The organism is Primorskyibacter flagellatus (assembly GCF_014638275.1).
GTDB lineage: Bacteria > Pseudomonadota > Alphaproteobacteria > Rhodobacterales > Rhodobacteraceae > Pseudooceanicola > Pseudooceanicola flagellatus_A.
Map to the genome: position 1 here is coordinate 93,016 of NZ_BMFJ01000001.1, position 26,355 is coordinate 119,370.

The 26,355-nt window shown below is 68.0% G+C and carries 18 protein-coding genes; 9 read left to right on the forward strand and 9 right to left on the reverse strand.

Going from position 1 to position 26,355, the window contains the following annotated elements; genetic code table 11:
- Positions 1-59: 59 nt before the first annotated feature.
- Positions 60-1,211: a WD40/YVTN/BNR-like repeat-containing protein gene (locus IEV87_RS00460; RefSeq protein ID WP_188478303.1), complete on the forward strand. Its 1,152-nt coding sequence runs from the start codon at positions 60-62 to the stop codon at positions 1,209-1,211.
- 71 nt (positions 1,212-1,282) lie between these two features.
- Complete coding sequence (locus IEV87_RS00465) at positions 1,283-3,151, forward strand: FAD-dependent monooxygenase (protein WP_188475677.1); 1,869 nt, start codon at positions 1,283-1,285, stop codon at positions 3,149-3,151.
- A 134-nt stretch (positions 3,152-3,285) separates the two neighbouring features.
- Here the strand turns inward: IEV87_RS00465 and IEV87_RS00470 are convergent, their stop codons facing one another.
- Genes IEV87_RS00470 through IEV87_RS00485 form a run of 4 tightly spaced genes read right to left on the reverse strand, consistent with a single transcriptional unit; the run spans position 3,286 to position 8,042 of the window.
- Positions 3,286-4,530 (reverse strand): OpgC family protein, encoded by a 1,245-nt coding sequence (locus tag IEV87_RS00470; RefSeq protein WP_188475678.1) that lies wholly within the window; start codon positions 4,528-4,530, stop codon positions 3,286-3,288.
- Positions 4,517-6,286 (reverse strand): glucans biosynthesis glucosyltransferase MdoH, encoded by a 1,770-nt coding sequence (mdoH, locus tag IEV87_RS00475; protein WP_188475679.1) that lies wholly within the window; start codon positions 6,284-6,286, stop codon positions 4,517-4,519. The genes IEV87_RS00470 and mdoH overlap by 14 nt, the downstream gene beginning before the upstream one ends.
- A gap of 5 nt (positions 6,287-6,291) precedes the next feature.
- Entirely contained in the window at positions 6,292-6,468 is a 177-nt protein-coding gene (locus tag IEV87_RS00480) for a hypothetical protein (RefSeq protein WP_188475680.1), read from the reverse strand.
- Positions 6,465-8,042, reverse strand: coding sequence for a glucan biosynthesis protein (locus IEV87_RS00485; RefSeq protein WP_229737388.1), 1,578 nt, complete (start codon positions 8,040-8,042; stop codon positions 6,465-6,467). Before IEV87_RS00485 ends, IEV87_RS00480 begins: the two co-directional genes overlap by 4 nt.
- A 486-nt stretch (positions 8,043-8,528) precedes the next feature.
- Here IEV87_RS00485 and IEV87_RS00490 point away from each other — a divergent pair, with 486 nt between their 5' ends.
- From IEV87_RS00490 to IEV87_RS00505, 4 genes are read left to right on the forward strand one after another with little or no spacing between them, the layout of a single operon-like run.
- Positions 8,529-9,188, forward strand: a complete 660-nt coding sequence (locus tag IEV87_RS00490; RefSeq protein WP_229737389.1) for a paraquat-inducible protein A — start codon at positions 8,529-8,531, stop codon at positions 9,186-9,188.
- On the forward strand, positions 9,185-9,805 hold the full coding sequence (locus tag IEV87_RS00495; RefSeq protein WP_188475682.1) for a paraquat-inducible protein A: 621 nt from the start codon (positions 9,185-9,187) through the stop codon (positions 9,803-9,805). The genes IEV87_RS00490 and IEV87_RS00495 overlap by 4 nt, the downstream gene beginning before the upstream one ends.
- 9 nt (positions 9,806-9,814) lie before the next feature.
- A complete protein-coding gene (locus IEV87_RS00500; RefSeq protein ID WP_188475683.1) occupies positions 9,815-11,920 on the forward strand; it encodes a PqiB family protein in 2,106 nt (701 codons plus the stop codon).
- 4 nt (positions 11,921-11,924) lie between these two features.
- Complete coding sequence (locus IEV87_RS00505) at positions 11,925-12,485, forward strand: PqiC family protein (RefSeq protein ID WP_188475684.1); 561 nt, start codon at positions 11,925-11,927, stop codon at positions 12,483-12,485.
- 3 nt (positions 12,486-12,488) lie between these two features.
- Here IEV87_RS00505 and IEV87_RS00510 read toward each other — a convergent pair whose 3' ends face one another.
- Positions 12,489-13,640, reverse strand: coding sequence for a glycosyltransferase family 2 protein (locus IEV87_RS00510; RefSeq protein ID WP_188475685.1), 1,152 nt, complete (start codon positions 13,638-13,640; stop codon positions 12,489-12,491).
- A 54-nt stretch (positions 13,641-13,694) separates the two neighbouring features.
- Here IEV87_RS00510 and IEV87_RS00515 point away from each other — a divergent pair, with 54 nt between their 5' ends.
- Positions 13,695-14,630, forward strand: coding sequence for an NAD-dependent epimerase/dehydratase family protein (locus IEV87_RS00515; RefSeq protein WP_188475686.1), 936 nt, complete (start codon positions 13,695-13,697; stop codon positions 14,628-14,630).
- On the opposite strand, the gene IEV87_RS00520 is transcribed toward IEV87_RS00515, so the two are convergent.
- From IEV87_RS00520 to IEV87_RS00535, 4 genes are all read right to left on the reverse strand, one after another.
- On the reverse strand, positions 14,621-15,898 hold the full coding sequence (locus IEV87_RS00520) for a glycosyltransferase (RefSeq protein ID WP_188475687.1): 1,278 nt from the start codon (positions 15,896-15,898) through the stop codon (positions 14,621-14,623). The two genes, IEV87_RS00515 and IEV87_RS00520, sit on opposite strands and share 10 nt — an antisense overlap.
- A 19-nt stretch (positions 15,899-15,917) precedes the next feature.
- The gene (locus tag IEV87_RS00525) at positions 15,918-16,670 is read right to left on the reverse strand and encodes a cephalosporin hydroxylase family protein (RefSeq protein ID WP_188475688.1); all 753 of its coding nucleotides are present in this window, start codon (positions 16,668-16,670) and stop codon (positions 15,918-15,920) included.
- Positions 16,671-16,816: 146 nt separating this feature from the next.
- On the reverse strand, positions 16,817-17,368 hold the full coding sequence (locus IEV87_RS00530; protein WP_188475689.1) for a VPLPA-CTERM sorting domain-containing protein: 552 nt from the start codon (positions 17,366-17,368) through the stop codon (positions 16,817-16,819).
- A gap of 27 nt (positions 17,369-17,395) precedes the next feature.
- Complete coding sequence (locus IEV87_RS00535; RefSeq protein ID WP_269902637.1) at positions 17,396-22,672, reverse strand: ExeM/NucH family extracellular endonuclease; 5,277 nt, start codon at positions 22,670-22,672, stop codon at positions 17,396-17,398.
- Positions 22,673-22,955: 283 nt separating this feature from the next.
- Here IEV87_RS00535 and IEV87_RS00540 point away from each other — a divergent pair, with 283 nt between their 5' ends.
- Complete coding sequence (locus IEV87_RS00540; protein WP_229737390.1) at positions 22,956-24,656, forward strand: ABC transporter ATP-binding protein/permease; 1,701 nt, start codon at positions 22,956-22,958, stop codon at positions 24,654-24,656.
- Positions 24,653-26,248: an ATP-binding cassette domain-containing protein gene (locus IEV87_RS22945; protein ID WP_188475691.1), complete on the forward strand. Its 1,596-nt coding sequence runs from the start codon at positions 24,653-24,655 to the stop codon at positions 26,246-26,248. The genes IEV87_RS00540 and IEV87_RS22945 overlap by 4 nt, the downstream gene beginning before the upstream one ends.
- Positions 26,249-26,355: the final 107 nt, after the last annotated feature.

Consider the following 26,355-nt stretch of genomic DNA (forward strand, 5'->3'; position numbering starts at 1 on the left):
TTGCTTTGTGGCTGGCGGAGGCGGGCGTAGCCTTCCCCCCGAGTCGGGAGGGTGCCGTGATGCGGGATATCAGGTTACTGGTCGGAACCACCAAGGGGGCGTTCCTGATCGACGGGGATGCGGGCCGGTCGGGCTGGCGTGTCCGGGGGCCGTTCTGCGACGGCTGGACGATCAACCACATGGCCGGGGATGCGGAGAGCGGGACGATCTGGGCGGCGGGCGGCGGCGACTGGACCGGGGCGGGCGTCTGGCGGTCGGAGGATGACGGGGCAAGCTGGGTGCTGGCCAAGCTGTCAAGGGGGCAGATGGACGAGTGGGCGGCGCAGGACCCTGGGTTTGCCGAGATGATCGGCTGGACGGACGGGCCGGTGCCGTTCGACGACATTTCGCAGGTCTGGTCGGTGTGTGCGGCGCCGGGGGTGGTTTATGCCGGGACGAAGCCCGCGAGCCTGCTGGAGAGCCGGGACGGGGGCGTGAGCTGGGCGCGGGTGGAGGGGCTGACGGATCACCCCTCGCGCGAGAGCTGGGAGCCGGGGGGGGCGGGGCTGGTGCTGCACACCATCGTGCGGAGCCCGGAGGATCCGGGGAAGCTGTGGGTCGGGATTTCGGCGGCCGGGGTTTTCGCGACGGAGGATGGTGGCGCGACCTGGGAACGGAGAAACCGTGTTGGCAACGCCGGGGCCTGTGCGGATCACCACCACCCGGCGGGGCCGGAGGGGGGCGAGATCGGGCATTGCGTGCACAACATGGTGCGGGCTCCGGGCGGGGGCGATGTGATGTATCAGCAGAACCATCACGGGGTCTGGCGGTCCAACGACGGCGGGCGGTCGTGGGATGACGTGACGGCGGGGCTGCCGTCGACCTTCGGGTTTCCGCTGCAGGTGCATCCGCGCGATCCGCAGGTGCTCTGGACCCTGCCGCTGAACGGGGACATGGCGGGACGGTTCCCGCCGGATGCGAAGGCGGCGGTCTGGCGGTCGCGGGACGGCGGGCAGAGCTGGGAGGACCTGCGGGAGGGGCTGCCGCAGGTATCGTGCTATTTCACCGTGCTCCGGCAGGCGATGACCGGGGACCGGCAGGACCCGGCGGGGGTCTATTTCGGCACCAACAGTGGGTCGGTCTTTGCCAGCCGGGACGAGGGCGACACATGGGAGGAGATCGCGCGCCACCTGCCGACCGTGCTGTCGGTGGAGGTGCTGGAGCGGGCGTGACGCTCTGACCGCTGGCGGGAGGCGCGCCGGGATTGCTAAGCTGCGGCGGGACGATCGGAGGAGGCCCCGCCATGCAGTATCATCAGGACGGGTTCCGGCCCGGCAATCCGGACGACCATCCCGCGGCAGAGGGGCGGTCGGTCGGTGCGCCGCTGCCCGATGAGGTCGACGTGCTGATCGTGGGGTCAGGGCCGGCGGGGCTGACGCTGGCGGCCTATCTCTCGGGCTTTCCCGACATCGTGACGCGGGTGGTCGAGCGGCGCGAGGGGCCGCTGGAGAAGGGACAGGCGGACGGGATTTCCTGCCGGTCGATGGAGATGTTCGAGGCCTTCGGGTTCGCCGACACGGTGATGCGGCAGGGTTACTGGGTGAACGAGACGGTGTTCTGGCGGCCCGACCCGGCGGATCCGTCGCACATCGCGCGCAACGGACGGGTGCAGGACGTGGAGGACGGGCTGTCCGAGATGCCGCACATGATCCTGAATCAGGCGCGGGTGCATGATCTGTATCTTGACGTGATGCGGCGGTCCCCGTCCCGGCTGGTGCCGGATTACGGGCTGACGATGACGGGGCTTTCAGTGGGAGAGGGGGAGCATCCGGTCGAGGTGACGCTGGAGCGGGCGGACGGGTCCCCGGGCACGGTGCGGGCGAAGTATGTCGTCGGCTGCGACGGGGCGCGCAGCTCGGTGCGGCAGGCGATCGGGCGGAAGCTGGTCGGCGAGGCCGCGAACCATGCCTGGGGCGTGATGGACGTGCTCGCCGTCACCGATTTCCCGGACGTGCGCTTCAAGGCGCTGATCCAGTCGGCGGGGGAGGGGAATATCCTCATCATCCCGCGCGAGGGCGGGTATCTGATCCGGCTTTACATCGAGATCGACAAGCTGAAGGAGGGCGAGCGGGTCGCCGCGCGGGGCATCGACGTGTCGGACCTGATCGCGGCGGCGGGTCGGATCCTGAAGCCCTACAGCTTTGACGTCAGGCACGTGGTCTGGTGGTCGGTCTACGAGATCGGGCAGCGGCTGACGGACAAGTTCGACGATGTGACGGAGGCGGGACAGGTGCCGCGCGTCTTCATCGCCGGGGACGCCTGCCACACCCACAGTCCGAAGGCGGGGCAGGGGATGAATGTTTCCATGGGGGATGCGTTCAACCTCGGCTGGAAGCTGGTGTCCGTGCTGGGCGGGCGGATGGGCCCGGAGGTGCTGCATTCCTATTCGGAGGAACGGCGGGCGGTGGCGCAGGACCTGATCGATTTCGACCGGGAGTGGGCGCGGATCATGAGCGAGCGTCCGGCCAATGCCTCGGCGTCGGGTGACCCGGAGATGCAGCGGCATTTCATAGAACACGGGCGCTATACCGCCGGGATGTCGGTGACCTATGCGCCTTCGGTCCTGATCGCGGGGGCGGAGGGGCAGGCGCTGGCGCCGGGGTTCGACGTGGGCACGCGCTTCCATTCGGCACCGGTCGTGCGGCTGGCGGATGCGAAGCGGATGGAACTGGGGCATGTGCTCCGGGCAGATGCGCGCTGGCGGCTGTTTGCCTTTGCGCCCGAAGGGGAGGCCGGTCTGCGCCGCATCGTGGACCTGTGCCGGGCGCTGGAGGCTCCGGGCGGGCTGATCCGGCGGTATCCGGGGCCGGAGGTGGATTCGGTCTTCGATCTGCGGGCGGTTTTTCCTGCGGACCCGCATACGATGTCGCCGTCGGCGCTGCCCGGGTTGCTGCTGCCGGAGAAGGGGCGGTTCGGGCTGGTGGACTACGAGAAGGTATTCTGCGCGTTGCCGGAGCCCGAGGCCGATATCTATGCGCTGCGAGGGGTCAGCCGAATGGAGGGGGCGCTGGTTGTGGTGCGGCCGGATCAGTATGTCGCCGGGGTGATGGCGCTGGAGGACGTGGCGCGGCTGGAGGGGTTCTTTGACAAGGTGATGATCGGGGGCACTTAGTTGCCTGTGCGATCATGGGTGCCCGGTGGCCGGCCGGGCTGCGCCGACCTGCCACTTGAGGCGGCGCAGCCCTCGCTGAAGAGTATTTCAGACAGGCCCGTACAACTTTCGTCGACTTAGGGCGCGTTCGGGCTTCAGACCCGGACCCTGGCCGTTTCCTGCATCGACACCGGCATGGGCGCCCGAGACCCTTCGCGTGCCGTGGCCTTCGCGCGGCGCTTGCCGTCCTCGGCGATCCAGGCGGCGAGGCACATCAGGGCGATGCCGACCGGAGTGGGCAGCCAGAGCGGCCATGTGGCCTCGGGGAAACCGAGCATCAGGACCTGGCCGGTGAGGGCCAGCACCGTGCCGGAGGCGAAGACCAGCAGGCCCTGACGGCCGAGCAGGCGGAGCGGCTCACCCCATTTGTGCGCCGACAGGCTGCGGACGGAGGGCAGACAGGAGATCACGTAGAACAGCGCCAGAACGTGCAGCACGCGGGGCAGCCCGAGGTCGGTCTTGTTCTGGGTGAAGAAGATCGACGGCAGGCCGTGGTTGTCGAGCCACCACATCCCGTAGTTCATCATCTGCCCGAAGGGCGGGATCAGGCGCCAGGCGGCGGCAAGGACCAGCCAGCCCAGGGCGACGAAGAACAGCGTGCGGTTGACCGGGACCAGCCGTTCCCCGCGCCGCATGGCAAGGCCGCAGAGCAGGCCGATGACGAAGATCAGCTGCCAGGAGAGGGGGTTGAAGAACCAGACGCCTCCGTTCGGCCAGTTGGGCAGGTTCAGCGCGAAGGTCCCGGCGCAGAACCAGAGCGTGACGGAGCCGGCGAGCAGGACCATGGGCCTCCACAGGGCGATCAGCACGGCGGCGGGGGCGATGAGCAGCAGCAGCGAGTAGACCGGCAGGATGTTCACGTAACCGATCTGGTGGCCGAGGGTGGCGATGCCGAAGATCACCTCTTCCGGGTTGTCGTAGACGGCGCGCAGGTTGTGCATGTTCAGCAGTTCGGGATTGCCGAGCCAGTCCGCGCCGCCGGCAAAGATCGCCACGGCCCAGAGGGTGAGGAACAGGTGCACGAGGTAGAGTGTCCAGGCGCGTTTCCAGACCGGCGCGACGGCAGGCCAGAGGCCGTTCTTCGCGCGCTGTTCGGGCAGGAAGCGCCCGGCATAGGCGAGGCCGACGGCGACGCCGGAGAGGATGTAGAAGGCTTCGGCCGCGTCGGAGAAACCGAAGTTGCGGTAGGTGATCGCCTCGTAGGGATTGCCCGGCATGTGGTCGATCAGGATCATCACCAAGGCGAGGCCGCGCAGCAGGTCGATGCGCGGATCGCGGACCTTGGGCTTCGACTCGGGCTTGGCCGGGAAGGGCAGAAGTCTGGGTTCAGGCCGCGACATGGGCAGGGCTTTCGGTGCGGGAGGGCTGGTCCTCGGTCCAGCCGTCGATGACGTCGAGATACTTCCCGTAAACCTCTGGCGTGTCGTTTCGTTCCGGCACCTGGAACAGTCCGCCCCGCAATGGGCGGGAGGTCGCCGCTATCAGCAACGGGGCCGCGACCATGGGCAGGCTGACCGGCAGGATCCAGAGCACCAGTTCCGGCGAGAGCCACCAGACGGAGGTGGTGACGACGACGCCGAGCACCGTGACCCAGCCCGCCGCGCGGGCGGCGGCGGCGACGGAAAGCTGTCCTTCGCCGCGTGCGTTCGCGGGCCAGCCGCCGTCCTGGCCCGAGACGATCTGCAGGATCGCGCGGGTCTGGTAGGCCATCATCACCGGGGCGAGGAGAGAGGTGAACAGGATCTCTGTCAGCACCGACCCGGCGGCGCGCAGGGTTCCCCCGAAGGAGCGGGCGCGGCGGGTGATCGCGGCTTCCGCGATGATGGCGAATTTCGGCAGGATCAGCAGGCCGACGATGCCGAGGGCAAGGGCCGTGATTTCCCGCGTGCGGTCGTTCGGGAAGACCGGGAACAGCTGGTAGGTGTCGGGGAAGTAGTCCGGCGCGGGCGCGAAGGCGGCCGACAGGACGGAGGCGACGAGGAACACCGCCCAGAAGGCCGAGACGATGTAGGCGAGGATGCCCTGAAGGAAGACGAAGCGGCTCCACCCGCGCAGGCCGGGAGCGGTGAGCAGACGGGCGTGCTGAAGGTTGCCCTGGCACCAGCGGCGGTCGCGCTTGGCGTAGGAGAGCACGTTCTCCGGCGCTTCCTCGTAAGAGCCGCCGAGGGTCGCGTCGACCTCGACAACCCAGCCCGCGCGGGCAAGCAGGGCGGCTTCGACGTAATCGTGGCTGAGGATATGGCCACCGAAGGGCGGACGTCCGGAAAGCGCGGGCAGGCCACAGCTTTCGGCGAAGGCGCGGACGCGCACGATGGCGTTGTGGCCCCAGAAGGGGCCGGTGACGCCCTGCATCCGGGCGAGGCCGCGGGTGAAGACGGGAGAGTGGAACGCGGCGGAGAACTGCAGTGCGCGGCCGAAGAAGGAGCGGGCCGCGAGGATCTTGGGCAGGGTCTGAAGCAGGCCGAGTTCCGGGTCCGCCTGCATCCGCGCGATCATGGCGCGGATCGTCGCGCCCTCCATCAGGCTGTCGGCGTCGAGGATGACCGCGTAGTCGTAGGCGGCGCCGGAGCGGCGGATGAATTCCTCGATATTGCCGGCCTTGCGCCCGGTGTTCTGGTCGCGGCGGCGGTAGAAGATGCGGCCCTGTCCGCCGGTGGTGGACAGCAGGCGGGCAAAGGCGTCGCGTTCGCGCTGCGCGGCCATGTCGTCGCGGGTGTCGGAGAGGATGGCGATGTCCGCCTTCACCCCTGCATCGGCCATGGAGCGGTCGATGGCGGCGACACGGGCGAACGTGGTCAGCGGATCTTCGTTGCAGATCGGCATGAGCACGATGCTGCGGCCCTGTTCCGGGTCATATGCGGGGGCGGCGGTGCGCGGCAGGGGGGCGAGGCCGATGATCGCCAGCAATGCACCCCATGCGAGCCAGCCGGTGGTGACGAACATCAGCAGACCGCGCAGCAGGTCAAGCGCCTGCACACCGTCCTGCAACGTCGCCTCTATCGTCAGGCCGGCGGCGACGAAGGCGAGGGACAGGGCGGTGCAAAGGGCGACGGTCCGGGTCAGCCGGGTCTCGTATCCGGCCAGGCGCTGCTGCATCGGCGTCAGACCCGGCGGGCGGGGAAGATCAGGCGCAGCAGGGTCGAGAGCAGCGCATGGTCCGCATCCGCCTCCAGCACCTGACGGGGCATGGCCAGCGGCGCCTCGGGCGGGAGCCAGTTGGTCAAAGCGACGGCCTCGGCCAGCGCAGGATCGAAGTCGGTATTCGAAAGGTCGTTCATTCTTTTACCCACTGATATAGCCACGTCTCACTCAGCACCTGGTCGAAGCCGGTCAGGCTGGCGCGGATTTCAACGGCCGTCTTCGCTTCGGCCTCAACCTCGATCACCAGCCGCCAGATGTCGGTTCCATCGACGCGGGACAGGATGCTTTGGGTAATCCTGCCACGCACGGCGCTGACATCGGGTACAACCGGGGCGTCCTCGGGAAGTTCCGACATCCGGCCACCCTGGAAATCAATGACGAATTTCCGCCGACTGGCGTCGCCTTCCACCCCCGCAACGCCACCTTTTCCGGCGCGCGTGCGCAGAATCCGGGCACGTTGCGAAGACCCGTCGCCCGGAGGGGACATGCCCCAGTGCAGCCGGTATGCGATTTCCAGCTGGCCGCCGGCCTTCACCTCGGCCTCGGGCGTCCAGAAGGCGGCGATGTTGTCGTTGCCCTCAAGGTCCGTGGGCAGTTCCATCAGCCGGACGGAGCCCTTGCCCCAGTCGCCGAGCGGTTCGACCATAAGGCTGGGGCGGCGTTCGTAATGCGCCTGCGCGTCGAGATATTCGTCGAAGGCGCGGGTGCGCTGGACAAGGCCGAAGCTTCGCGGGCTTTCCGCGCCAAGGTAGGACCAGGCGATGCGCGCCGGGTTCTTGAGCGGGCGATAGAGCGTTTCGCCGGATCCGAAGTTCATCACCAGCGCCTCGCTGTCGTGCACGGCGGGGCGGTAGTCGTCAAAGCCGAGCCGGTCGCCACCGCCGAAGAGGAACATGGAGGTCAGCGGAGCGATGCCGAGCTGGGCGATGTCGCGGCGGAAGAACAGGCGGGCGGTGACGTCCATCACGGTGTCGACGCCGGGGGTCACGACAAAGCGGTAGGCCCCGGTGACGGAGGCGCTGTTGAGCGCGGCATAGATCGTGACGCTGTTCGCGCCCGGCGCGGGGCGTTCGAGCCAGAATTCCGAAAAGCGGGGGAATTCCTCACCATCCGGGTGGCCGGTGTTCACGGCGAGGCCGCGGGCGGAGAGGCCATAGCGGGTGTCCTTCCCGAGCACGCGGAAATAGCTGGCCCCGAGGAAGGCGAGCAGTTCGTCGTACTTGTCGGCGCGGTTGAGCGGGTTGAGCAGGCGGAACCCGGCGACGCCGGGCAGTTCGAACCCGGCGGGCACCTCGGTCTTGAGGTCGAGGTATTCGAAATCCTCGGTACTGAAGTGCATCCGTTCCGCGCGGCCGTCGCGGACCTCGTTGATCTGAACCGATTCGCGGAACAGCCATCCGGGGTGGAAGGCGTTGAGGCGGAAGGCGCCGCCATCGCTCCACCGGGCGCGGTCGCGGTTGAACCGGATGCGCTGGTAGTCGTCGTAGTCGAGTTCGGTCAGGAAGCCGCCAAGCATCTCGGCCTCGACCGGGTCGCCAAGCGCGGCGAGCCGCATCCGGTCGGAGAGGGCGTCGAAGGAGAAGGCCTCCGCCTCCTGCGCGATGAGCCGGAACGGGTGCAGGGCGGGCAGGGCGGCGGCACCTGCGGCACCGGCCAGGAAACGGCGGCGGGACGGGGTCAGCGGTGCGGGTTTGGAAGCGGGGCGGGGCAAGGTCGTGGCTCTCGGGTATCTCGGGGGGTATCTGGTAACCGGATTAGCTGTTTTCTGCGACGCAGAATTCAAGGGGCAGGCGACACGGGACGCGGGATGCCGCCGGTTGCGGCGCTGCATCGGCGGCGTCCTGCGGGCCGCGGGGAGACCCTTGTTGACATGTAGTTCGGGCCTTGCCGGGCAGCGGTGTCATCCGTGCCGGACCAGCGGGAGAGGAGGGGGCTGCGCGCCGGAAAGCGTGCGGTGGTGAGGGCGTCCAATCGGGACCTGCAAGGCATCGGGCGGGTGAGGCGATTCTGCGCCCGCGAAATGAGCTATTCTTCCATAACCTGCTTTCCTGCAAGAGAAATATCTGGCGGGCGGCAGGAGTGTTGCGAAGAAGTGATAGTTGACGTCGGGTGTGACTGCATCCGCAGCATCCGTCGTGGCCGGGGGTGCGTCCGGCGGTGCTTTGCAACGGCGCGGCAACGTCCTAGATTACCCGTCATGTCCGTGCATACGCCGCCCAAGATGTCCGAGGACTCCGCCCGGGACCTCGACTCCCTGATCGCCTGTCCCGCCTGCGACGCGCTGCTGCGCGACCGGGACGTCGCGGCGGGGGAGACCGCGACCTGTCCGCGCTGCCACAGCGTGATCGAGGCGCCTCGGCGGCTGGCGATGACGCGGATCCTGATGCTGGCGATGGCGGGACTGATCCTGATGGTCGCGGCGGTGTTCTTCCCGTTTCTCGAGGTCAGCGCCGCCGGGCTGTCGCAGCGCAGCACACTGGTGGACACGGTGCGGGCGTTCTCGGGCGGGCTGACGGTGCCGCTGACATACGCGATGGCGGCGCTGATCGTGGTGCTGCCGACGGTGCGGTTCCTGGCGCTGATCTACGTGCTGGGGCCGATGGCGCTTGGCTGGTATCCGCGCCGGTTCGCCGTGCCTGCCTTCCGCGTGGCCGAGGCGCTGCGGCCCTGGGCCATGGCCGAGGTCTTCATCGTCGGCGTGGCCGTGGCGCTGGTCAAGGTGGCGGGGCTGGCGCATGTCGCCATCGGACCGGCTTTCTGGGCCTTTGTCGGACTGGTCGTGGTGACGGTGCTGAAGGACAATTTCATGAGCAGGGTGACGGTGTGGAAGACGCTGGAAGCGAGACGTCCGGCATGAGCGCACCCGTGGTCACGGCGCGGCAGGCCGGTCTGATCGGCTGTGCGCAATGCGGCAAGGTGCATCGCGACGGCGCGGTGACCTGCCTGCGCTGCGGATCGGACCTGCGCCCGCGCTCCGCCGCGCGGCTGCAGGCGGTCTGGGCCTGGCTGGTTGCGGGGCTTGTGGTCTACGTGCCGGCGAATGTCTATCCGATGCTCAAGACCTCATCCCTTGGCCGGACGACGGAAAGCACGATCCTTGGCGGGGTGGTGGAACTGATGCATCACGGGTCCTACGGAATCGCCGGTATCGTGTTCTTCGCGTCGATCATCATCCCGATTGCCAAATTCCTGGCGATCATCTTCCTTGCGCTGTCGGTGACGCGGCAGGTGAGGATGAGCCACCACTACCGCCACAAACTGTTCCACGTCGTCGAATTCATCGGACGCTGGTCGATGATCGACGTTTTTGTGGTGGCGATCCTCGCCTCGCTGGTGCAACTCAACTTCGCGGCGAGCATCGCGCCGGGCATTGCCGCGGTCAGCTTTGCACTATCTGTCGCGTTCACTATGGTGTCGGCCCTGAGCTTCGACGAAAGACTGATATGGGACGCCGATCCGGTGCCCGCGGAATGAGGACGGCAGATGAGTGAACCGAAGGCCTCGGACATGGTGATCGAGGGACCGCGCCGGTCGTTCTGGCGCAACCTGTCCGTGGTGTGGCTGGTGCCCCTTCTGGCGCTGGCGGTCAGCCTGTTCGTGGCCTGGCGCAGCTTTGCCGAACGCGGGCAGCTCATCACCATCCGGTTCGAGAACGCTGCCGGGATCGTGGCGGAGGATACCACTCTGCGCTATCGCGACGTGGTTGTGGGCGTGGTGGAGAGCGTGGCCTTCGCGCCGGACCTGACCTCGGTGCTGGTACGGGCGCGGGTGGACCGGAACGTGACGGATTCCCTGCCGCAGGAGGCCGCCTTCTGGGTGGTACGGCCCGAGGTGTCGGCGACGCGGATCACGGGGCTGTCGACGGTGCTTTCGGGGGTCTACATCCAGATGGCGTTCGAACCGCAGCCGGGGTCTTCGGCGACGGTGTTCACCGGGCTCGACAAGACCCCGCTGGTTGAACCGGGTGAGGCCGGGACGGAGATCACCCTGCGCGCATCGACCGGCAGTTCGCTGACCGCGGGCGCGCCGATCTTTCACAAGGGGATCGAGGTCGGCCGGATCGAGGAGCCGCGGCTGCTGGCCTCCGGCGACGGGGTGATCGTGGACGCCTTTATCGACGCGCCGCATGACAAGCTGCTGACCTCTGCCACCCGGTTCTGGCAGACCTCCGGCATTTCGGTGAACATCGGCACCGGGGGCGTCAACCTGTCCATCGGGTCGCTTGCCAGCCTTGTGCGCGGCGGGCTGACCTTCGACACGGTGTTTCAGGGCGGCGCGCCGATCCGGCCCGAGGACGTGTTCGACCTGTACAAGGACGAGGATTCCGCGCGCGAGAGCGTCTTCAGCGACACCGTGGACAACGCGGTCGATCTGGCGGTGGAGTTCGAGGAGTCGGTGAACGGCCTCTCCTCCGGTGCGCAGGTGATGTACAAGGGCGTCCGGGTCGGCACCGTCTCCTCCCTCGGCGCGATCATCGAGGAAACGCCGGAGGGGCCGACGGTGAAGCTGCGGGCAACCGTGTCCATCGATCCGCAGCGGCTTGGCCTGCCGGAGGATACGGAACCCGAGGGCGTGATCGAATTTGTCGAGACCGCGGTCGAAGGCGGACTGCGCGCGCGGCTGGCCTCGCAGAGCATCTTCAGCCAGTCGCTTGTGGTCGAGCTGGCGGAGGTGCCGGACGCGGAACCGGCGGCGCTGCTGCGGCGGGGCGAGGATCTGCCGCTGATCCCGGCGGTGCCGTCCGATCTGCCGGATGTCGCCGCGCGGGCGGAAGGTTTGCTGAACCGGGTCGACAATCTGCCGATCGAAGAACTGCTGGAGCAGGGCATCGCGACGCTGGCCTCCATCGAGAACCTTGCGGGGGACGAGAAGCTGCGCGCCGCGCCAGACGCCTTCGTGTCGCTGATGGATGACGCGCGCGGGCTGATCGGCGGGGAGGAGACCCAGAAGCTGCCCGGAGAGATCAACGCGGCCATCGCCGACCTGCGGTCTGTCGTGGAACGGCTGGTGACGGCGGATGCCGTGGGCAAGCTGACGGCGGCGCTGGACGCGGCCGGAGAGGCGGCGGAGTCGGTGACCGGCGTGGCCGGGGACGTGGGCGACGCGACGGCGCAGTTGCCGCAGCTGGTCGACGATCTGCGCGCCCTGACCGCCAAGGCGAATTCGCTGGAGGTCGAGGATTTCCTGGCCGCCGCCAGTGCCTTCCTGGAAGGCGCGGACCGGCTGATCGACACGCCTGCCGCACGCGCCCTGCCGGGCAGCCTGACCGGCGCGCTGGACGAGGCCCGCAATGCCCTGGCCGAACTGCGCGCTGGCGGGGTGGTGGAGAACACCAACCAGACGCTTGCCTCGGCCCGCGACGCGGCGGCGGCGGTGCAGGAGGCGGCGGAGAGCCTGCCGGACCTGTCAGCCCGCATCCAGCGCCTTGTCGGCGAGGCGGAGCGCGTGGTCACAAGTTATGACAGCCAGTCGACCTTCAACCGCGAAACCGTGTCGGCGCTGCGCGAGGTGCGCGCGGCGGCGGAGGCGCTGTCCAAGCTGGCCCGCGCCATCGAACGCAATCCCAATTCCCTGCTATTCGGACGATAGATACATGCTGCGCTTTGCCTTTCCCGCCCTTCTGTTCCTGGCTGCCTGCGGCGGCGACGGCCCGCGCTACGCGATGGACCCGGCGCCCCTGACGGATGGGGCGGTGAAGCGGCTGCGGGTGTCGACGCTGGAGGTGCGGGACGTGTCCCTGCCGGCCTATGCGGAGGATTCGCAGATCCTGCTGGAGGGCAAGGGCGGTGCCCTGACCCCGGTGAAGAACGCGGTCTGGGCGGACGAACCCGTGCGGTCGACCACGATCCTGCTGGCGGACCGTCTGGGGCGGGCGAGCACGGCGACGGTCGCGGCGGAACCCTGGCCGCTGGAAACTCCGGCGCAGGCGGCGGTGCATGTCCGGGTGTCCGAGATGGTTGCGCGGGAGACCGGGCAGTTTTCCCTGCGCGGACAGTTTGCGGTGTCCTCCTACGACCGGGTGATCCCGGAGCGGATCCGTCGGTTCGACATCCTCGTACCGCTGGCCGATACCTCCCCCGCCGGGATTGCACGGGCATCCGGCGTGGCGCTTGGCGAACTGGCGGACACGATCCTGGCGGAGCTTGCGCGCTAGGGATCAGTCGCGGGCGGAGACGGCGAACAGCAGGGAGTCGACCCGGCGGGCCCCGCGCAGGCGCATCAGCAGCGGGCGGATCGCCTCAAGCCGCGCGCCGAGGCGGCCCTTGATCTGGCCGCGGACCCAGGAGCGGAGCGGCGGACGGGCGGTGCGCGCGGCTTCGACCCGCTGTCGGATGTGCAGGGGCTCGCGGCTAAGCGCTTCGGTCACCTTGGCCTCCATCGCGTCGATGTCGGCACGGGACAGGATGCGGGCGCGGCGTTTCATGGCGATCTCTGCGAAGCACTTGGAATAGTAGACCGCGCGATCGATCCGGTCGGCGAGGTCGGGGCGGTTGTTGCGGTCGGCGCTGAGCAGGAAGTCCTGGAAGATCGCGTTCTCGACGATGGAGGCGTCGCAGGGCACGTGGCTGAACAGGTCGGTGCTGTCGAACAGGGACAGGTAACCGCGCAGGTCGCCCATCCGGGCCTGGGTTCCGGTGCTGCCCGCAAGGCCCTGAGATACCGCGAGGCTGTCGTTGATGAACACGAACTCCGGCCGCCGCATCATGCAGTTGTAAGCAAAGATGAAGTCGGGGGTGATGACGCCAAAGACCTCTCCGTTCTGGGCGCGTATTTCGTCGATCAGGCGGCGGTCGACGCAGGAGTTGAGGCCGCGCGGGATGGTCTGCGGATAGCTCTGGGCATGGATCTGGTCGATCATCAGCTTGTCGGAGTCGATGATCGTGGTCTTGGGCCCGGTGTTGCGGCGCTTCTGCAGAAGCTGGGCGTCGCTGTGGAAGATGTCCCAGGCCCAGGCGACGATTTCGGCGCGCGCGGGGTCGGCGTCGTGCTGGGCGCGGATCTGTTCCAGAGCGTCGGAATAGAGGACGGAGCGGTCGGGCAGGACGGTCACGTAGCGCCCGGTGCATTTCAGCGACAGGGTTTCCCAGTGGCGCGGCATCGGCAGGGCCTCGGGGAACTCCAGATAGGTCACGCGCGGGTCCGAGATCAGGTCGGCGATGGCGTCGCGCACCTCGGGCTCTGCGCCGTTGTTGGAGACGATGACCTCGAAATCCGTGAAGCTCTGCGCCAGCACGCTGCCCAGGGCATCGCGGGCGAGGGCGGGGCGCTTGTACATCGGCAGGATAACGGAGAAATATGGTTCGGACATGTAAAGACCCCGGTCGTACCAACGTGCGGATCCGTTTACGGCAGGTCGGCGGAAATGAAAAGCGGGCAGGGGCAGACGGAGGCGCAGGGCATGAAGGTAGCGGTGACCGGGGCAAGCGGGGCCATGGGGCGCGCGGTGGTGTCGGACCTCGTCGGGCGTGGGGTTCCGGTGGTCGCGGTGGCGCGATCTCCGGGGGGGGCTGCAGCGGGTGTCACACCGCTGGCGCATGATCTGCTGGGCGTCGGGGACCTTACGGCGACGTTCCGGGAACAGGGCGTCACGCATCTGATCCATGCCGCCTGGATCACCGATCATGGCACCTACTGGCACGCGGCGGAAAACCGCGACTGGCAGGCGGCGACGCTACGGCTGGCCGAACAGTTCGACGCAGCCGGGGGGGAAAGCTTCTGCTTTGTCGGCAGTTGCGCGGAATATTCCTGGGACACCGGGCTGCTGGTGGAGGACGTGACGCCGGAGGAACCGGCAACGCTCTACGGTCAGTGCAAGGCGGCGACCTCGCGCGGGCTGCTGGCGGCGGGGCTGTCCTGCCGGGTCAGCGTGGGGCGGGTGTTCCATCCCTTCGGGCCTGACGAGACGGCGCACCGGGTGACCAGCCTTGTCGTCAACGCGCTGCTGGCGGGGGAGGCGTTTCACCTGCGCTCGGCGGATGTGTATCGCGATCTCTGTTCGACGCGGTCGGTGGCGCGGTGTCTGGTCGACCTGTGCCTGAGTGCGAAGGCGGAGGGCGTGGTCAACATCGGGTCGGGACGGCCCGTGCATCTGGGTCGGTTCCTGGCGCGGGAGCTTGGCGCGGAACTGGGGGGCGAGCGGCTGGTGACCTGGGATCGGCAGGATGTCGACGATCCGGCGAACCCGCGCGTGCTGATCCCGATGGTGCGGCGGCTGGAGGCGATCTGTCCGGCGGCGGAGTATACGGCAGAGGATGTCGCCGGATTCGTGGCGGCGCTGAGCGCGCGTCGTCAGGGCTGAGAGGCGGTGCTGCGCCCGATCGCCTCGATATGGGCGGCGAAGTCGGGATAGATGCGTTCGGGGTCGAACATCTCCCGGTACAGGGCCTTGGCGGTTTCGGCGCGGGCGGTGGCCTTTCCGGACTGATCGGGCAGGGTCGTGAGGGTCGCGGCGAGGCTTTCGGGATTGCCGACCTCATAGGGCAGCTGCAGGTCGTTCGGCTTGAGCAGGGCCTCGGTCAGCCCGTCCAGCCCGGTGACGATCGGCAGGCCGTAGTTCAGGTATTCGCCGATCTTGTTGACGTAGTGGTTCGAGAAATCGAAGGCCGGGGGATAGGGCAGCAGCCCGGCGGTGGATCGCTTCATCAGCGCGTCCAGTTCCACCGCGTTGCGCCATCCGGCGAAGGTGACGTGGGGGACATCGCGGGCGGTCGCCTCGAACTCCTCCAGCAGGTCGCCGCGGCCGCAGAGCACGATCTTCAGCCGGTCGGGATCGGCGCGGCCCGGCAGCAGGCGGCAGGCGGCGAGAAGCGTGTGCAGGTCAAGCCGGCGGCTGAGGGTGCCGCCGAAGCAGGCAACGGTGACATCGGGGGAGGGCGGGCCGATCAGGTCGGTCCAGTAGGCTTCGGCCTTCGCGGTCTCCTCCGGCGCGTGTTGCTTAGGCGCGGGGATGGCGAGGTGGAAGACGCAGTCGGTGTCGCGGCGGGGCCGGCCCGCGCCTTTCAGCGCCCAGTCTAGAAAGCGGTCGGTGACACCGACGATGGAGGCCGCGCCGCGCAGGGCCCGGTCCCGCTGGCGGCGGTAGCGCAGCGCGACGAGGGAGGCGGGAAGGCGCAGCGCGCCGGTCAACTGTTCAGTGATGACATCGGGCCACATGTCGCGGCAGTCGAGGATATAGGGGATCCCGCGTGGCTGCGCATAGGCCATGGCTGCGTGACAAAGCTCGATCGTCGGGAGGGCCGCGACGATGACGTCGGGCGGGGTCTCGCCGGGGGCCACGCGGGCGAATTCGCGGGCGACTTCCTCCTGATGTACGAACCGGGCGAGGGAGATGTTCTTCCGGTAGGCGCGGCCCTTCAGGTAGATCGTATCATAGCCCGCGACCGACCGGATGCGGGTGGTGTCCGCGTAGCGCGGTTCCTTGCGGTGGTGGTTGAAGGCGGCGTTCCAGAAGGTGACCTGATGACCCGCGGCGACCAGATGGTCGGCCAGCACCGCCATCCGCACGAGCCTTGGCCCGTGCGGGTCGTCGGGCATCTCCTCCCCGGTCTTGATCAGCCAGATGCGCATGTCCGGTCCCCCGCAGGGGTCACTTCGTGCGGCGCAGGTAGCCTTCCGGCGCGACGGAGATCAGCAGCTTGTTGTCGACCGCGGTGACGGTTTCGAAGCGGTCGTCTTCGGCCAGGTAGGCCTTGACGGCGGTTTTCGGGTTGTCGCCCGTGCCCCAGTTGCGGTCGGTGTGCAGGTCGTCGGGGATGTCCTCGACGATGGTGTCGAAGACAACGCAGTAGTTGCCGACGGAGGTCAGGGGGGCGTAGGCCTTCAGTTCCTCGTACACGTGCTCGTGCGTGTGGTTGGAATCGAGGATGACCATGATATTCTTGTATTTCGCGGCGGCCTCTTTCACCTGGCCGACGATGCCGGCGTCGATGCTTGATCCCTGGATCATGTCGATGCGGCGGGCGAGCGGGTGCTTTTCGATCTCGGCCCGGTTATGGGCGCGGATGTCGATGTCGATGCCGAGGATGCGGGCGTCCTTCGGGCCTCCGCAGGCGGCATTGACCTCGAGCAGGCCAGCGTACCAGATCAGCGAGCCGCCGTGCGCGATGCCGGTTTCGATGATGAAGTCGGGCTGCGTGTCCCAGATCAATTCCTGCATCGCGACCATGTCCTGCGGGTACTGGATGATCGGACGGCCGAAGGCGCGGAAGTTGTAGGAATATTTCCTGCCGAAGGACTTGGCCATCCACTGGTTGGACAGCGCGGCGAAGTCCTTGTCCCGGCCATTGTCGTCCAGGCGGTCGCGAACCTCGGCTTTGAAGTCTTCGATAGGGTCTGACATCTGATCCTCGCAAGTATGGGCGTCGCTGTCGTTTATCGGGAAACGATGCCGCCGGAAACCGCAAATGTCGGCATCGCGCGGGGGTGGCAGAACGCAGGCGGGGCCCGCCGCTGTGGCGGGCCCCGTCCGGGTTGTCCGATGGCGGTTCAGAACCGGACGCGGCGGCGGAGCAGCGCGGCCCCGGCGAGCGTCAGGCCAAGCAGCGGCAAGGTGGCCGGCAGCGGCACGGCGGGGGTGTCGGCATAGATCCTGGCGTTGACCCAGTCATAGTAGCCCGCGTCCTCGTCTTCGATGAAGAAGGTGAAGACCACCTGCGCCTGCGTTCCGAACAGCGCGGCGGCTGCGCCGGTCAGCCCGTCGAAGATCACGGTGAAAGTGTCGGCGTTCGGCGTGCCGTCAAGTTCGGGCGCGTTGTCGATCAGGGCGTAGCTGACGACGGAGGTGCTTTCCAGCAGCACGGTCGAGGGCGTTTCGCTGATGCTCAGGCTGGCGGTCAGGACGCCGCCGGAGATCATGCCCTCGGCCCAGATGTAGGGGTCGGAGGCAGGGTCGGCGTAGAAGGTCAGATAGGCGTCGTCCGGGCCGAGGGTTTCGACAAAGGCGGTGCCGTCGTTTTCGTAGATCAGCACGGGGGCGGCCAGTGCGATCCCCGGAACGAGGATCAGCAGGCTGGCGAGCAGGGTTCTGATGGTTTTCATGATGAATGTCCCTTGTTTTCAGTTGTTTCAGGAAAGGTAAAGCTGGTCCTGGATGATGTGAACGGCGTCGATGTCGGTCACGCCATAGAGGAAGATGCTGTCGCGATCCTCGGCCAGGTTGATCTGGAGGTTCGGCCCCAGCACCCGGACGGAGGCGATGGTGGCCGCGCCGATGTCCAGCGTGTCCTCCGCCGTGTCGAAGTCGAGGATGCGCAGGCTGTCGCGGCTGCCCGAAAGGTCGGTGAAGACAAAGCAGTCCGCCCCCGCGCCGCCGCTGACCAGGTCCATCGCGCCGCCGCCGCTGACGATGATCTCGTTCGCGTCGGTACCGTCGATACGGTCGTTCCCTCCGGTCCCGGAGAGCAGGATCTTGCGGTCGTCGTTCAGGTTCAGCCCGACGATCACCGGATCGTGGTCCGAGGAGCGGAGGGGGTTGGACCCGTCGAACAGGCCCTGATCTGTCGGGCGCATGGTGTTCGGGTTGGTGAAGGTGTCGTCGAGGTTGTAATCGTTCCACACCGGCGTGTCGGAGTTGATCGTCCAGGTCGTCGCGCCGGTGACCTGCGAAGTCAGGCTGGCGTTGGACAGGGCGTAGTCGAGCGTGCCGACCTGACCGCTGAAGCGGTAGGAATAGACGTCATCGCCCTCGAACGCCTGGGCGAGGTTGGTGTAGCCCGCCGCCTCGAGCGTGGTGATCGGGGTTTCCCGCGCATAGGCGTTGAGGTCGCCGAGGATCATCACGTCGCTGTCGCCAGATCCGGTCGGATCGGTGGCCAGCCATTCGGAGAGAACCCGCGCCGCTTCGGTCCGGGTGGCGTTGTTCGCCCCCGCTCCGTCGCCCTGGTCCTGATCCTCGGGCGCGCCGGAGAGCGAGCCCTTGGACTTGAAGTGGTTGACGGAGGCGGTGAAGATCCCGCCGCCCTGGATGTCCTGGAAGGACTGGGCAAGCGCCGCGCGGTTGAAGGTGTCGCCGCCGGACCCGGCACCAAGCGGGTTCTGGAATTCCTGGGTGTCGAGGATGGCGGCATTGCCGACAAGCGACGTGGTTTCCAGGTTGTAGATGAAGGCGACGGCGATGGCGTCGTCACCGACGAACTCGCGGCCCGGATCGACATAGCCCCAGGTGTTGGTGCCAAGTTCGGCGTTCATCGCTTCTACCAGCGACTTCAGGGCGAAGCTGGTGCCGGCGAAGTCGTTCTCGATCTCGATCAGGCCGACCACGTCCGCGTCGAGCCCGAGGATGCCCTGCACCAGTTTCTCGGTCTGGCGGTCCAGTTCGGTCTGGTTTTCGGCACCGCGCGGGGCGTGGCCGTTGTCGGTCAGGCCGACGGTGGTGGTGAAGTAGTTCAGCACGTTGAACGAGGCGACCTTGTAGCCGCTGCCCACGTCCGCCGGGGTGGTCGGCACCGGGTTGGTGGCTTCGTCGAGGTCGAAGTCCACATCCTGCGGCAGGCGCAGGCGGTAGGCGCCGAAGTCATAATCGAAGATCGCCGTCAGGTCGGTGATCGACTGACCCATGCGCAGACCGTCAAGCGGACCACCGGCAAGGCTGCCGTCCGGCAGTTCGATCGGATCGAAGTCGCCGCGCGCGCCGCCGTGGCCGTCCTCGATCAGGATCATGCGGTCGGCGACCATCTCCTGATACGCCGCATTGCCGGCGGCGTCAGGGGTGTTGAGCTGGGTGTACTGGTAGACCGGCCCGCCGGAGGAGAGGGTGGCTTCCTGGAAATCCTCGTAGTCGAAGCTTTCGGAGAAGGTCAGCGGCTCCTCGATGGTGACGAGCATGCTTTCCAGCGCCTCGCGGTCGTCGATGCCCGGCAGGGTCGTGGTGACGGCGAGGGTGAGGGGATCGACGGCATTGGCTTCCTCGATCCGGATCTCGGTGACCTCGATGGTGGTCTTGCCGAAGCGTTCGACCACGGTGCCAAGCACGCGGACCTTGTCGCCCGCGTTGACATCCGTCCTGAACATGCCGGAGCCTTCGTAGGCGAAGATGCCTTCGGAGGTCAGGGCGTTGCCGTCGCGGTCGGTCAGTTCCTCCATCAGGTAGAAGCCGCCGAGGTTGCGGAAGGTGTCTGCGTCGCCGTTCTGGAAGTCGCCGGTGACGATGGCCTCGACCACGACGGTCTGGCCGACCATGGCGGCGACGTCGGCGGTGCCCTGGATGGTCGAGATCAGGGTCGGTTCGTCATCGATGTCGCCGGTGCCGCCGATGGGATCGCCCAGTCCGGTGCCCGCGGTCGGCGTGTTGACGGCGGTCGAGTTGTTGAAGTTCAGGATCTTGAGGTCGGCGGCGGTGTCGGTGTCGACCCCGTCGGTGATCCGGCCCACGCCAGCGGGCAGGAAGGAGCCGTCCGGCCCGACCGCGGGTGCACCCAGCACAGGGGTGTCGCCGGAGGCGTCGAGGCTGGCGATGGCGTCGACCACCACCTCGGACCCGGTCACGGAGGTGCCGGAAAGGCTGGCGGTTTCGACCAGCGCATAGGTGGCCGAGAAGTTCTCCAGCGAGTCGTCCGCGAAGGTGATGTTGGCGGTGACGCCGTACTGCTGCTGCGCCTTGCCGTTGGCCAGCAGCAGGAAGCCGTTTTCACCCAGGACCGCGTCGTCGGCAAAGTCGAAGCGGAAGTCGATAACGCCCTTGTTCGGGCCGGTGTCGCTGTTCACGGAGATGAAGCTGAGACCCGCGAGCGAGGCGCCCGGTGTACCGTAGAGTTCGACGTATTCGCTGTCGGGGTAGCCGGTGGTGGAGGCGAGGACCTCGTTTATGACAACGGTGTCCGGGGTCGCGTCGCCGAACACGGTGTCGGTGCGGAAGTTCAGGTTCTGGATGCGGGTGTCGCCGCCGGGGCCGGTGTCGGCCTTATCGTAGGGCGTGGTGAGGTCGAGCAGGTATTCCGCAAGCGCGTCCTGTTCGGTGCCGTCCATGGCGAAGGTCGCGTCGCCGGTCGTGGTGCCGCCTGCGTACAGGTCGACGCGGTTTGCCTCGGGGCCCTGCGGGAAGGGATAGCCGTCACCCCCGGTCGCCATGAAGTTGAGCGTCACGACGCGGAAGGTCTGCGCCGGGTCGCCGGAGATCTCTCCGTCCCGCACCAGTTCGGCGATCTGGGTGCCATCCTCGGAAACGATCTCTGCGTTCAGGATACGGCTGCCCGCGGGCAGGTCGGGGTCGAAGGAGAATTCCACGCCGGAGACCTGCGGGAAGCGGCCGGCGGCATCGGGAAGACCGCCGACGCCGTGTTCCAGTACCGCCACCAGTTCGGCCCTGGTCAGGGTCAGCAGCGACAGGCCGTTGTTGAAGGCCAGCGCGGTCTGGATGTCGGTCTGGCTGATTCCGCCCTCGGGCTTGACGATGTTGCCCTCGCCGTCGACGACCTCTGCCGTTGGGACGCGGGAGGCGGTGGTGTCGCCCGGCAGCACGACGGTCTGGCCGATGGAGGCGCGGATGCCGCCGCCGTTCTTGATCGACACGACCACGGTGTCGTCCACCTCCTGCGCGGCGGCGAGGTTGGCGTCGGCGGTCAGGTTGCCGAGGTTGGTTTCCTGCGTGCGTACCCCGTCCGGATCACCGGCGGTGCCCGAGCGGTTGCCGTTGAGGAAAACGTCGGAGATGCCGAAGACGTTGCCCTCGGTCGCGATGATCTGGGCCTCGATCGCGTCGGCGATGGCCTGGATTTCGGGGTCGATCAGGCTTTCGGCGCCGAGGTCCGCCACGCCCTGCGCGTCGGTGGCATAGGCACCGGAGACGTCGGAGTCATAGCTCTCCGGGACGATATTGCCCTCGGCGTCGAAGCCGATGACAAGGCGACCGACGTATTTGTAGCTGCCGTCGGTGTTCACCACGGCGGTCTGCGTGCCGCCGGCGTTTTCGATGAAGATCGGGTATTCGCCCTGCACGCTGTCACCGGCACGGGGGCGGTCGTTTTCGTCGAACAGACGGGTGTTGGAGCCACCGGCGACGATGATGTCGACGTCTTCGAGCCGCGCGGCGAGTTCCTGTTCGATGCTGATCCGCTGCATGTGGGAGAGCAGGATGATCTTGTTCAGGCTCGGGTCGGCGGCGAGCAGGGCGTCGACTTCAAGCTGGATCTGCGCGGCGAGGGCGTCCAGCTGCGCGGGCGTCGGGGTGTCGTCGAAGTCGCCCGGCAGGATGCCGAGGCTGCCGGGGCTGGAGATTCGGTCCAGCGTCGGGGTGGTCGCGCCGACGACGCCGATCTTCTCACCGTTGGTTTCCAGCACGACGGAGGAGGTCACGGTATTGGCGAGGGGGGAGGCTCCGCCGACGACTTCCAGCGGGGCGAGGGCGGCGTCGGTGGAGAAATCGAGGTTGGTGGAAAGGTAGGGGAAGGCGGTGCCAAGGAAGTCCGCACCGAAGATGCTGCCGGGTGCGGCGCCCGAGATCAGGTCGGCGATGGTCTGGGTTCCGAAGTCGAATTCGTGGTTGCCGAAGGCGATGGCCTGGATGCCCAGTTCGTTCTGGATCTGGATGTCGGCAATCCCGGCGGTCCCGAAGACAGCGGCGGAGGCATCGTAGAAGATGCCCGGAATGATCGCGTCGCCGGAGGACAGCGTCAGCGTGTTGTCGGCCAGCCCGTCGTTGAAGAGGTCCTGCATGCGCAGCGCGTTCAGAACCGCGGACAGGTTGGGCGCGTCGATGACGGAGGCGGAACCGGCCTCCTGATCGGCGATGTGCAGCAGTTCGAGCGTGAAGACGACGGGCGCGCCGGTGCCGGGCTCCGTCCCCTCGACCACGAGGTTGTCGATGCCGAATTCGTCGCGGGAACCGGAACCGGAAACGTCATCGCCGCTCCACCGAAGGGTGAAATCGGTGCCTGCGGGCAGATCGGGCAGGGAGACGGTGACAAGCTGGGACACCACGCCGTTGGCATCGGCGGCGGCGGGGCTGACATAGGCGTCAAGTTCGATGAAGGTCACGCCGTCGAGCGAATAGGAAAGCGAGAAGGAATTGGCGCGGGCCTGATCGTTGTTCACAAGCCGGTCGAAGCGGACCTCAACACCGGTCAGGTCGGTGTCGCCGGAGTTCAGCCGAAGGTCGAGTTCGCCGGGTGTGAAATCCGACCCGCCGGGCTGGAGGTAAAGCGCGGTGCCGTTCGCATCGGCCCGGTCAAAGGCATAGACACCGCCGGTGGTGACGGAGGTGGAGGTCGTGCCGCGCGCAAGGTCGGCGGCGTCACTGAAGCCCGTCACAAGCCAGTAATCGGAATCAAGCTGGCCGGTCAGCGGGTCCGCTGCAAATCCATTGCCGAGAAAATCGTTAAAATCATTGGCGTAAATGACGTGTTTCATCGCGATGCCGATCCATTTTGTTTTCAAGCAAGACGGCAGACGGCACCGGCGGCAGGGACATGCCGCGGGTCCTCCCCACCATGTGAGGGGCACGGTAATTCGGGCGAGGTCACAGTTTGACGAAACCGGTGTTAAAGTTTCTTTAAGGTCTTGGGTCTGCGCAGCAAGTCTTTGAGAATTGACCGGAAAGTACTTCTGGCTCATGCGTCGTGCAGGTCGAATGCGGGTGTCACCGGGGTCGTCAGACCCTGTACGCGGTGCTATCTGCGCTCCGGACCACCCCATGATCCGGCCCGACCGGCGCGGCGGAGAGATGACAGAGACGGCAGAGAACGGAGCCTCCGACATCCGGCAAAGGGCCAACCGGCGGATCATCGCGCCGGTCCGGCCGCGGCTTGTGCGGGCGGGGGCGCTGATGGTGGTGTCCGGTGCGCTCTGGCCGGTGCAGGCGGCGCTGGTGGCCTGGGCGATCGCGGGCTGGGTATCGGGGGATGCGGCCATGACGCCGGGTTTGGCGGCGGCGGCAGGATTCGCCCTCCTCGGCTTCCTGCGCGCTTTGCTTGAGCGCCGGGCCGGGGGGCTGCTGTTCGACGCCGCCGACGCCACCATCGCGCGGGAACGCCGGGTGCTGATCGAGCGGGAGGCGCGGGCGGAGTCGGGGGTCGGCTCTGCCGCGCTGGCGGCGTTGACGGTGCAGAAGATTCCACTGCTGCAGCCATGGATCACCCGCTACCACGTCGCGATGATCCGCGTTGCGGTGCTGCCCGCGCTGCTGTTCGCGGTGGCGTTCTCGGTGTCCTGGGTGGTGGGGCTGATCCTTCTGGTCGCGGGGCCGCTGATCCCGGTCTTCATGGCGCTGGTCGGGCTGGCGGCAGAGCAGGTCTCGCGCCGGCAGATGCAGGAGATCGGCACGATGAACGACATGCTGATGGACCGCCTCTCGGCCATGACCGACATCCGGCTGCTTGGCGCGGCGGGCCGGGCGGCAGAGGAATTCGCGGTGAGGGCAGAGACGTTGCGGGACCGGACGATGGCGGTTCTCAGGGTCGCTTTCCTGTCCTCGGCGGTGCTGGAACTGTTCGCCGCGCTTGGCGTCGCTTTGGTGGCGGTCTTTGTCGGCTTCTCGCTGCTTGGCGAAATCCGCTTCGGGTCCTGGGCGCGCCCGCTCACGGTCGGGGAGGGGGTCTTCCTGCTGCTGATCGCGCCGGAGTTCTTCCAGCCGCTGCGCGACCTCGCCGCCGCCTGGCACGACCGCGCTGCCGGGCTTGCTGTGGTCGAGGAGCTTGAGGCGCTGGACGCCCGTCCGCGCCGCCCCATTGTGGGGAAGGGGGATCCTTCCGCACCGCTGCCGGGTGCTCTGAACCTTTGTCTTTCGGGTGCGGTCGCCGTGCTGCCAGCCGCGAAGGTGAGGTTGCCTGACTTGACGGTTGGCGCAGGGCAGTCGGTTGCGATCACCGGGCCGAGCGGGGCTGGGAAATCGACGACGCTGGCGGCAATCGCCGGGCTTGTGCCGCTGGCGGACGGGCGGATCGAGGTCTGCGGCCGGGTGCTGGCGGATGACACGGCCGATGCCTGGCGCGCGCGGCTGGCACTGGTGCCGCAGCATCCTCATTTCTCCGACGTGGCGCTTGGCGACTGGCTCGACCCTGGGGGGTGCGGCTCTGACCCCTGGGCGGCATTGCGCGCGGCGGATGCGGAGGACGTGGTCCGGCGCCTGCCCGGCGGCCTGTCGGCGAGGCTGGGCGAGACGGGCGGCGGTCTGTCGGGGGGTGAGGCGCGGCGGCTAATGCTGGCGCGGGCCGTGTTGTCGGGGGCGGAGCTGATCCTGGCGGACGAGCCGACGGCGGATCTGGACGCCGACACTGCCCGCCGGATCATCGCGGCGCTCCTTGGGCTGACAGGGGAGGGGCGCACTGTCGTGGTCGCGACCCACGACCCGGTGCTGGCCGACGCGATGGCCATGCGCGTGGAGGTCCCGGCATGAGGCCCCTGCTGCGCGTCCTCCGGCTGCTGCTGTCCGCCGCGCCGGGCGCGATGGCGCGCGGTGCGCTTCTTTCGGCGCTTGTGCTGATGATGGGCGCGGCGCTTCTGGGCTTGTCGGGATGGTTCATCACCGCAACGGGGATGGCCGGGCTGGCGGGGATCGGGATCGCCTTCGACGTGTTCCGCCCCTCGGCCGGGGTGCGGTTCCTGGCGCTTGGCCGGACCGTGGCGCGCTATGGCGAGAGGGTGTTGACGCATGATGCGACGCTGCGGGCGCTGGCGGCGCTTCGGGTGCAGCTTCTGCGGGACCACGCGCGGCGCGACGGGCAGTCTCTGGCGCGGCTGCGGGGCGAGGGGCAGCTGACGCGGATCGTCGCGGATGTGGACGCGCTGGACGGGCTGGTGCTGCGACTGATGCTGCCGCTGCTAGCGGGTGTTGCGACGCATGCGGTGGTCTTCGCGGGGCTGGCCTGGCTGGTGGACTGGCGCGTCGCACTGGCGATCCTGATGATCCATCTGGTCGGCGGGGGCGTGATCCTTACCCGGCTGACGCGGCGCAGCATGGCCCCGTCGGTTCAGGCGGAGGAGACGGCGCAGGCGCTGCGGCGCGGTCAGATCGACATGCTGCGCGACCGGGAGGCGCTGATCATGTCGGGGCGGCTTGGCGCGCAGGAGGCTCGGCTGATCGCGCTCGACGTGACCGCGCGGGAGGCGGGAGGCGCACTGGACCGGGCCGAACGCAACGCGGGCGCGCTGCTCTCCGGCGTGGTGACACTGGGCGCGGCGGTGGCGCTGGCGGGCGGGGGATGGCTGGTGGTCCGGGGCGGGGTCGATCCGGCGCGGGCGGCCATTGCGCTGCTGGTCGCGCTGGCGCTGGCCGAAGCGCTGTTGCCCCTGCGGCGGGGCGTGGCGGAGCTTGGCCGGATGCGCGTGGCCGCCGGTCGGGTGGTGCCGGAGGAGGTCGTGCCGGAACGGGGTGGGGGCGGCTTCAGCCCGGGCGGGCCGGTATTGGCGGTGGCGCGGGACGGGCTGCGGTTCGAGGTCGCGGCAGGCGAGACTGTGGCGCTGACCGGCCCTTCCGGCGCGGGCAAGAGCCGGCTGCTGATGCAGATCGCGGGGCTTGAGCCCGGCGAGGGACTCGCGGTGCTGGGCCTGCCGCCACAGGCCTGTGACGAGGACGCGCTGCGCGGGGTGGTGTCCATGCTGCCGCAGCGCTCGGCCCTGATGGCGGGTACCGTCCGTGAGGCGCTGCTGCTGTCCGGTCCGGCGGAGGATGCAGCGTTGCAGGAAGTGCTGCGCGTGGTGCGGCTGGATGGGGAGATCGCGGCGCGCGGCGGGCTCGACATGAGGCTGGGAGAGGGCGGGCGCGGGCTTTCGGGCGGGCAGGCGCGGAGGCTTTGCCTGGCGCGTGTGCTGCTGCGGCGACCGCGGCTGCTTCTGCTGGATGAACCGACGGAGGGGCTGGACCCGGAGATGGCGGCCGAGGTGCTTGCCTCTGTCCGCCGCTATCTGCCCGAGGCGGCAATCGTTGCCGCCGTCCACCGCGAGGCCGGCCATCCCGTTTTTACGCAGCGTCGACGCATTCCGATGTGACGATATGGCATGTGCGGGCTTCTTGCCTAAGTTGCCCTGCTGACCCACCTTGCCGGTGGAGGCCGTCGACTCGCCCGGACCGGCCCCGCGAGACCTGGGAGATACCG

Bases quoted from the DNA above. Each gene is read 5' to 3' on its own strand.
- IEV87_RS00490 (WP_229737389.1), top strand. From the start codon at position 8,529: ATGTCCGTGCATACGCCGCCCAAGATGTCCGAGGACTCCGCCCGGGAC.
- IEV87_RS00515 (WP_188475686.1), top strand. From the start codon at position 13,695: ATGAAAAGCGGGCAGGGGCAGACGGAGGCGCAGGGCATGAAGGTAGCG.
- IEV87_RS00465 (WP_188475677.1), top strand. From the start codon at position 1,283: ATGCAGTATCATCAGGACGGGTTCCGGCCCGGCAATCCGGACGACCAT.
- IEV87_RS00535 (WP_269902637.1), bottom strand. From the start codon at position 22,672: ATGAAACACGTCATTTACGCCAATGATTTTAACGATTTTCTCGGCAAT.
- IEV87_RS00530 (WP_188475689.1), bottom strand. From the start codon at position 17,368: ATGAAAACCATCAGAACCCTGCTCGCCAGCCTGCTGATCCTCGTTCCG.
- IEV87_RS00480 (WP_188475680.1), bottom strand. From the start codon at position 6,468: ATGAACGACCTTTCGAATACCGACTTCGATCCTGCGCTGGCCGAGGCC.
- IEV87_RS22945 (WP_188475691.1), top strand. From the start codon at position 24,653: ATGAGGCCCCTGCTGCGCGTCCTCCGGCTGCTGCTGTCCGCCGCGCCG.
- IEV87_RS00505 (WP_188475684.1), top strand. From the start codon at position 11,925: ATGCTGCGCTTTGCCTTTCCCGCCCTTCTGTTCCTGGCTGCCTGCGGC.
- mdoH (WP_188475679.1), bottom strand. From the start codon at position 6,286: ATGCAGCAGCGCCTGGCCGGATACGAGACCCGGCTGACCCGGACCGTC.
- IEV87_RS00540 (WP_229737390.1), top strand. From the start codon at position 22,956: ATGATCCGGCCCGACCGGCGCGGCGGAGAGATGACAGAGACGGCAGAG.
- IEV87_RS00495 (WP_188475682.1), top strand. From the start codon at position 9,185: ATGAGCGCACCCGTGGTCACGGCGCGGCAGGCCGGTCTGATCGGCTGT.
- IEV87_RS00520 (WP_188475687.1), bottom strand. From the start codon at position 15,898: ATGCGCATCTGGCTGATCAAGACCGGGGAGGAGATGCCCGACGACCCG.
- IEV87_RS00500 (WP_188475683.1), top strand. From the start codon at position 9,815: ATGAGTGAACCGAAGGCCTCGGACATGGTGATCGAGGGACCGCGCCGG.
- IEV87_RS00470 (WP_188475678.1), bottom strand. From the start codon at position 4,530: ATGTCGCGGCCTGAACCCAGACTTCTGCCCTTCCCGGCCAAGCCCGAG.
- IEV87_RS00460 (WP_188478303.1), top strand. From the start codon at position 60: ATGCGGGATATCAGGTTACTGGTCGGAACCACCAAGGGGGCGTTCCTG.
- IEV87_RS00510 (WP_188475685.1), bottom strand. From the start codon at position 13,640: ATGTCCGAACCATATTTCTCCGTTATCCTGCCGATGTACAAGCGCCCC.
- IEV87_RS00525 (WP_188475688.1), bottom strand. From the start codon at position 16,670: ATGTCAGACCCTATCGAAGACTTCAAAGCCGAGGTTCGCGACCGCCTG.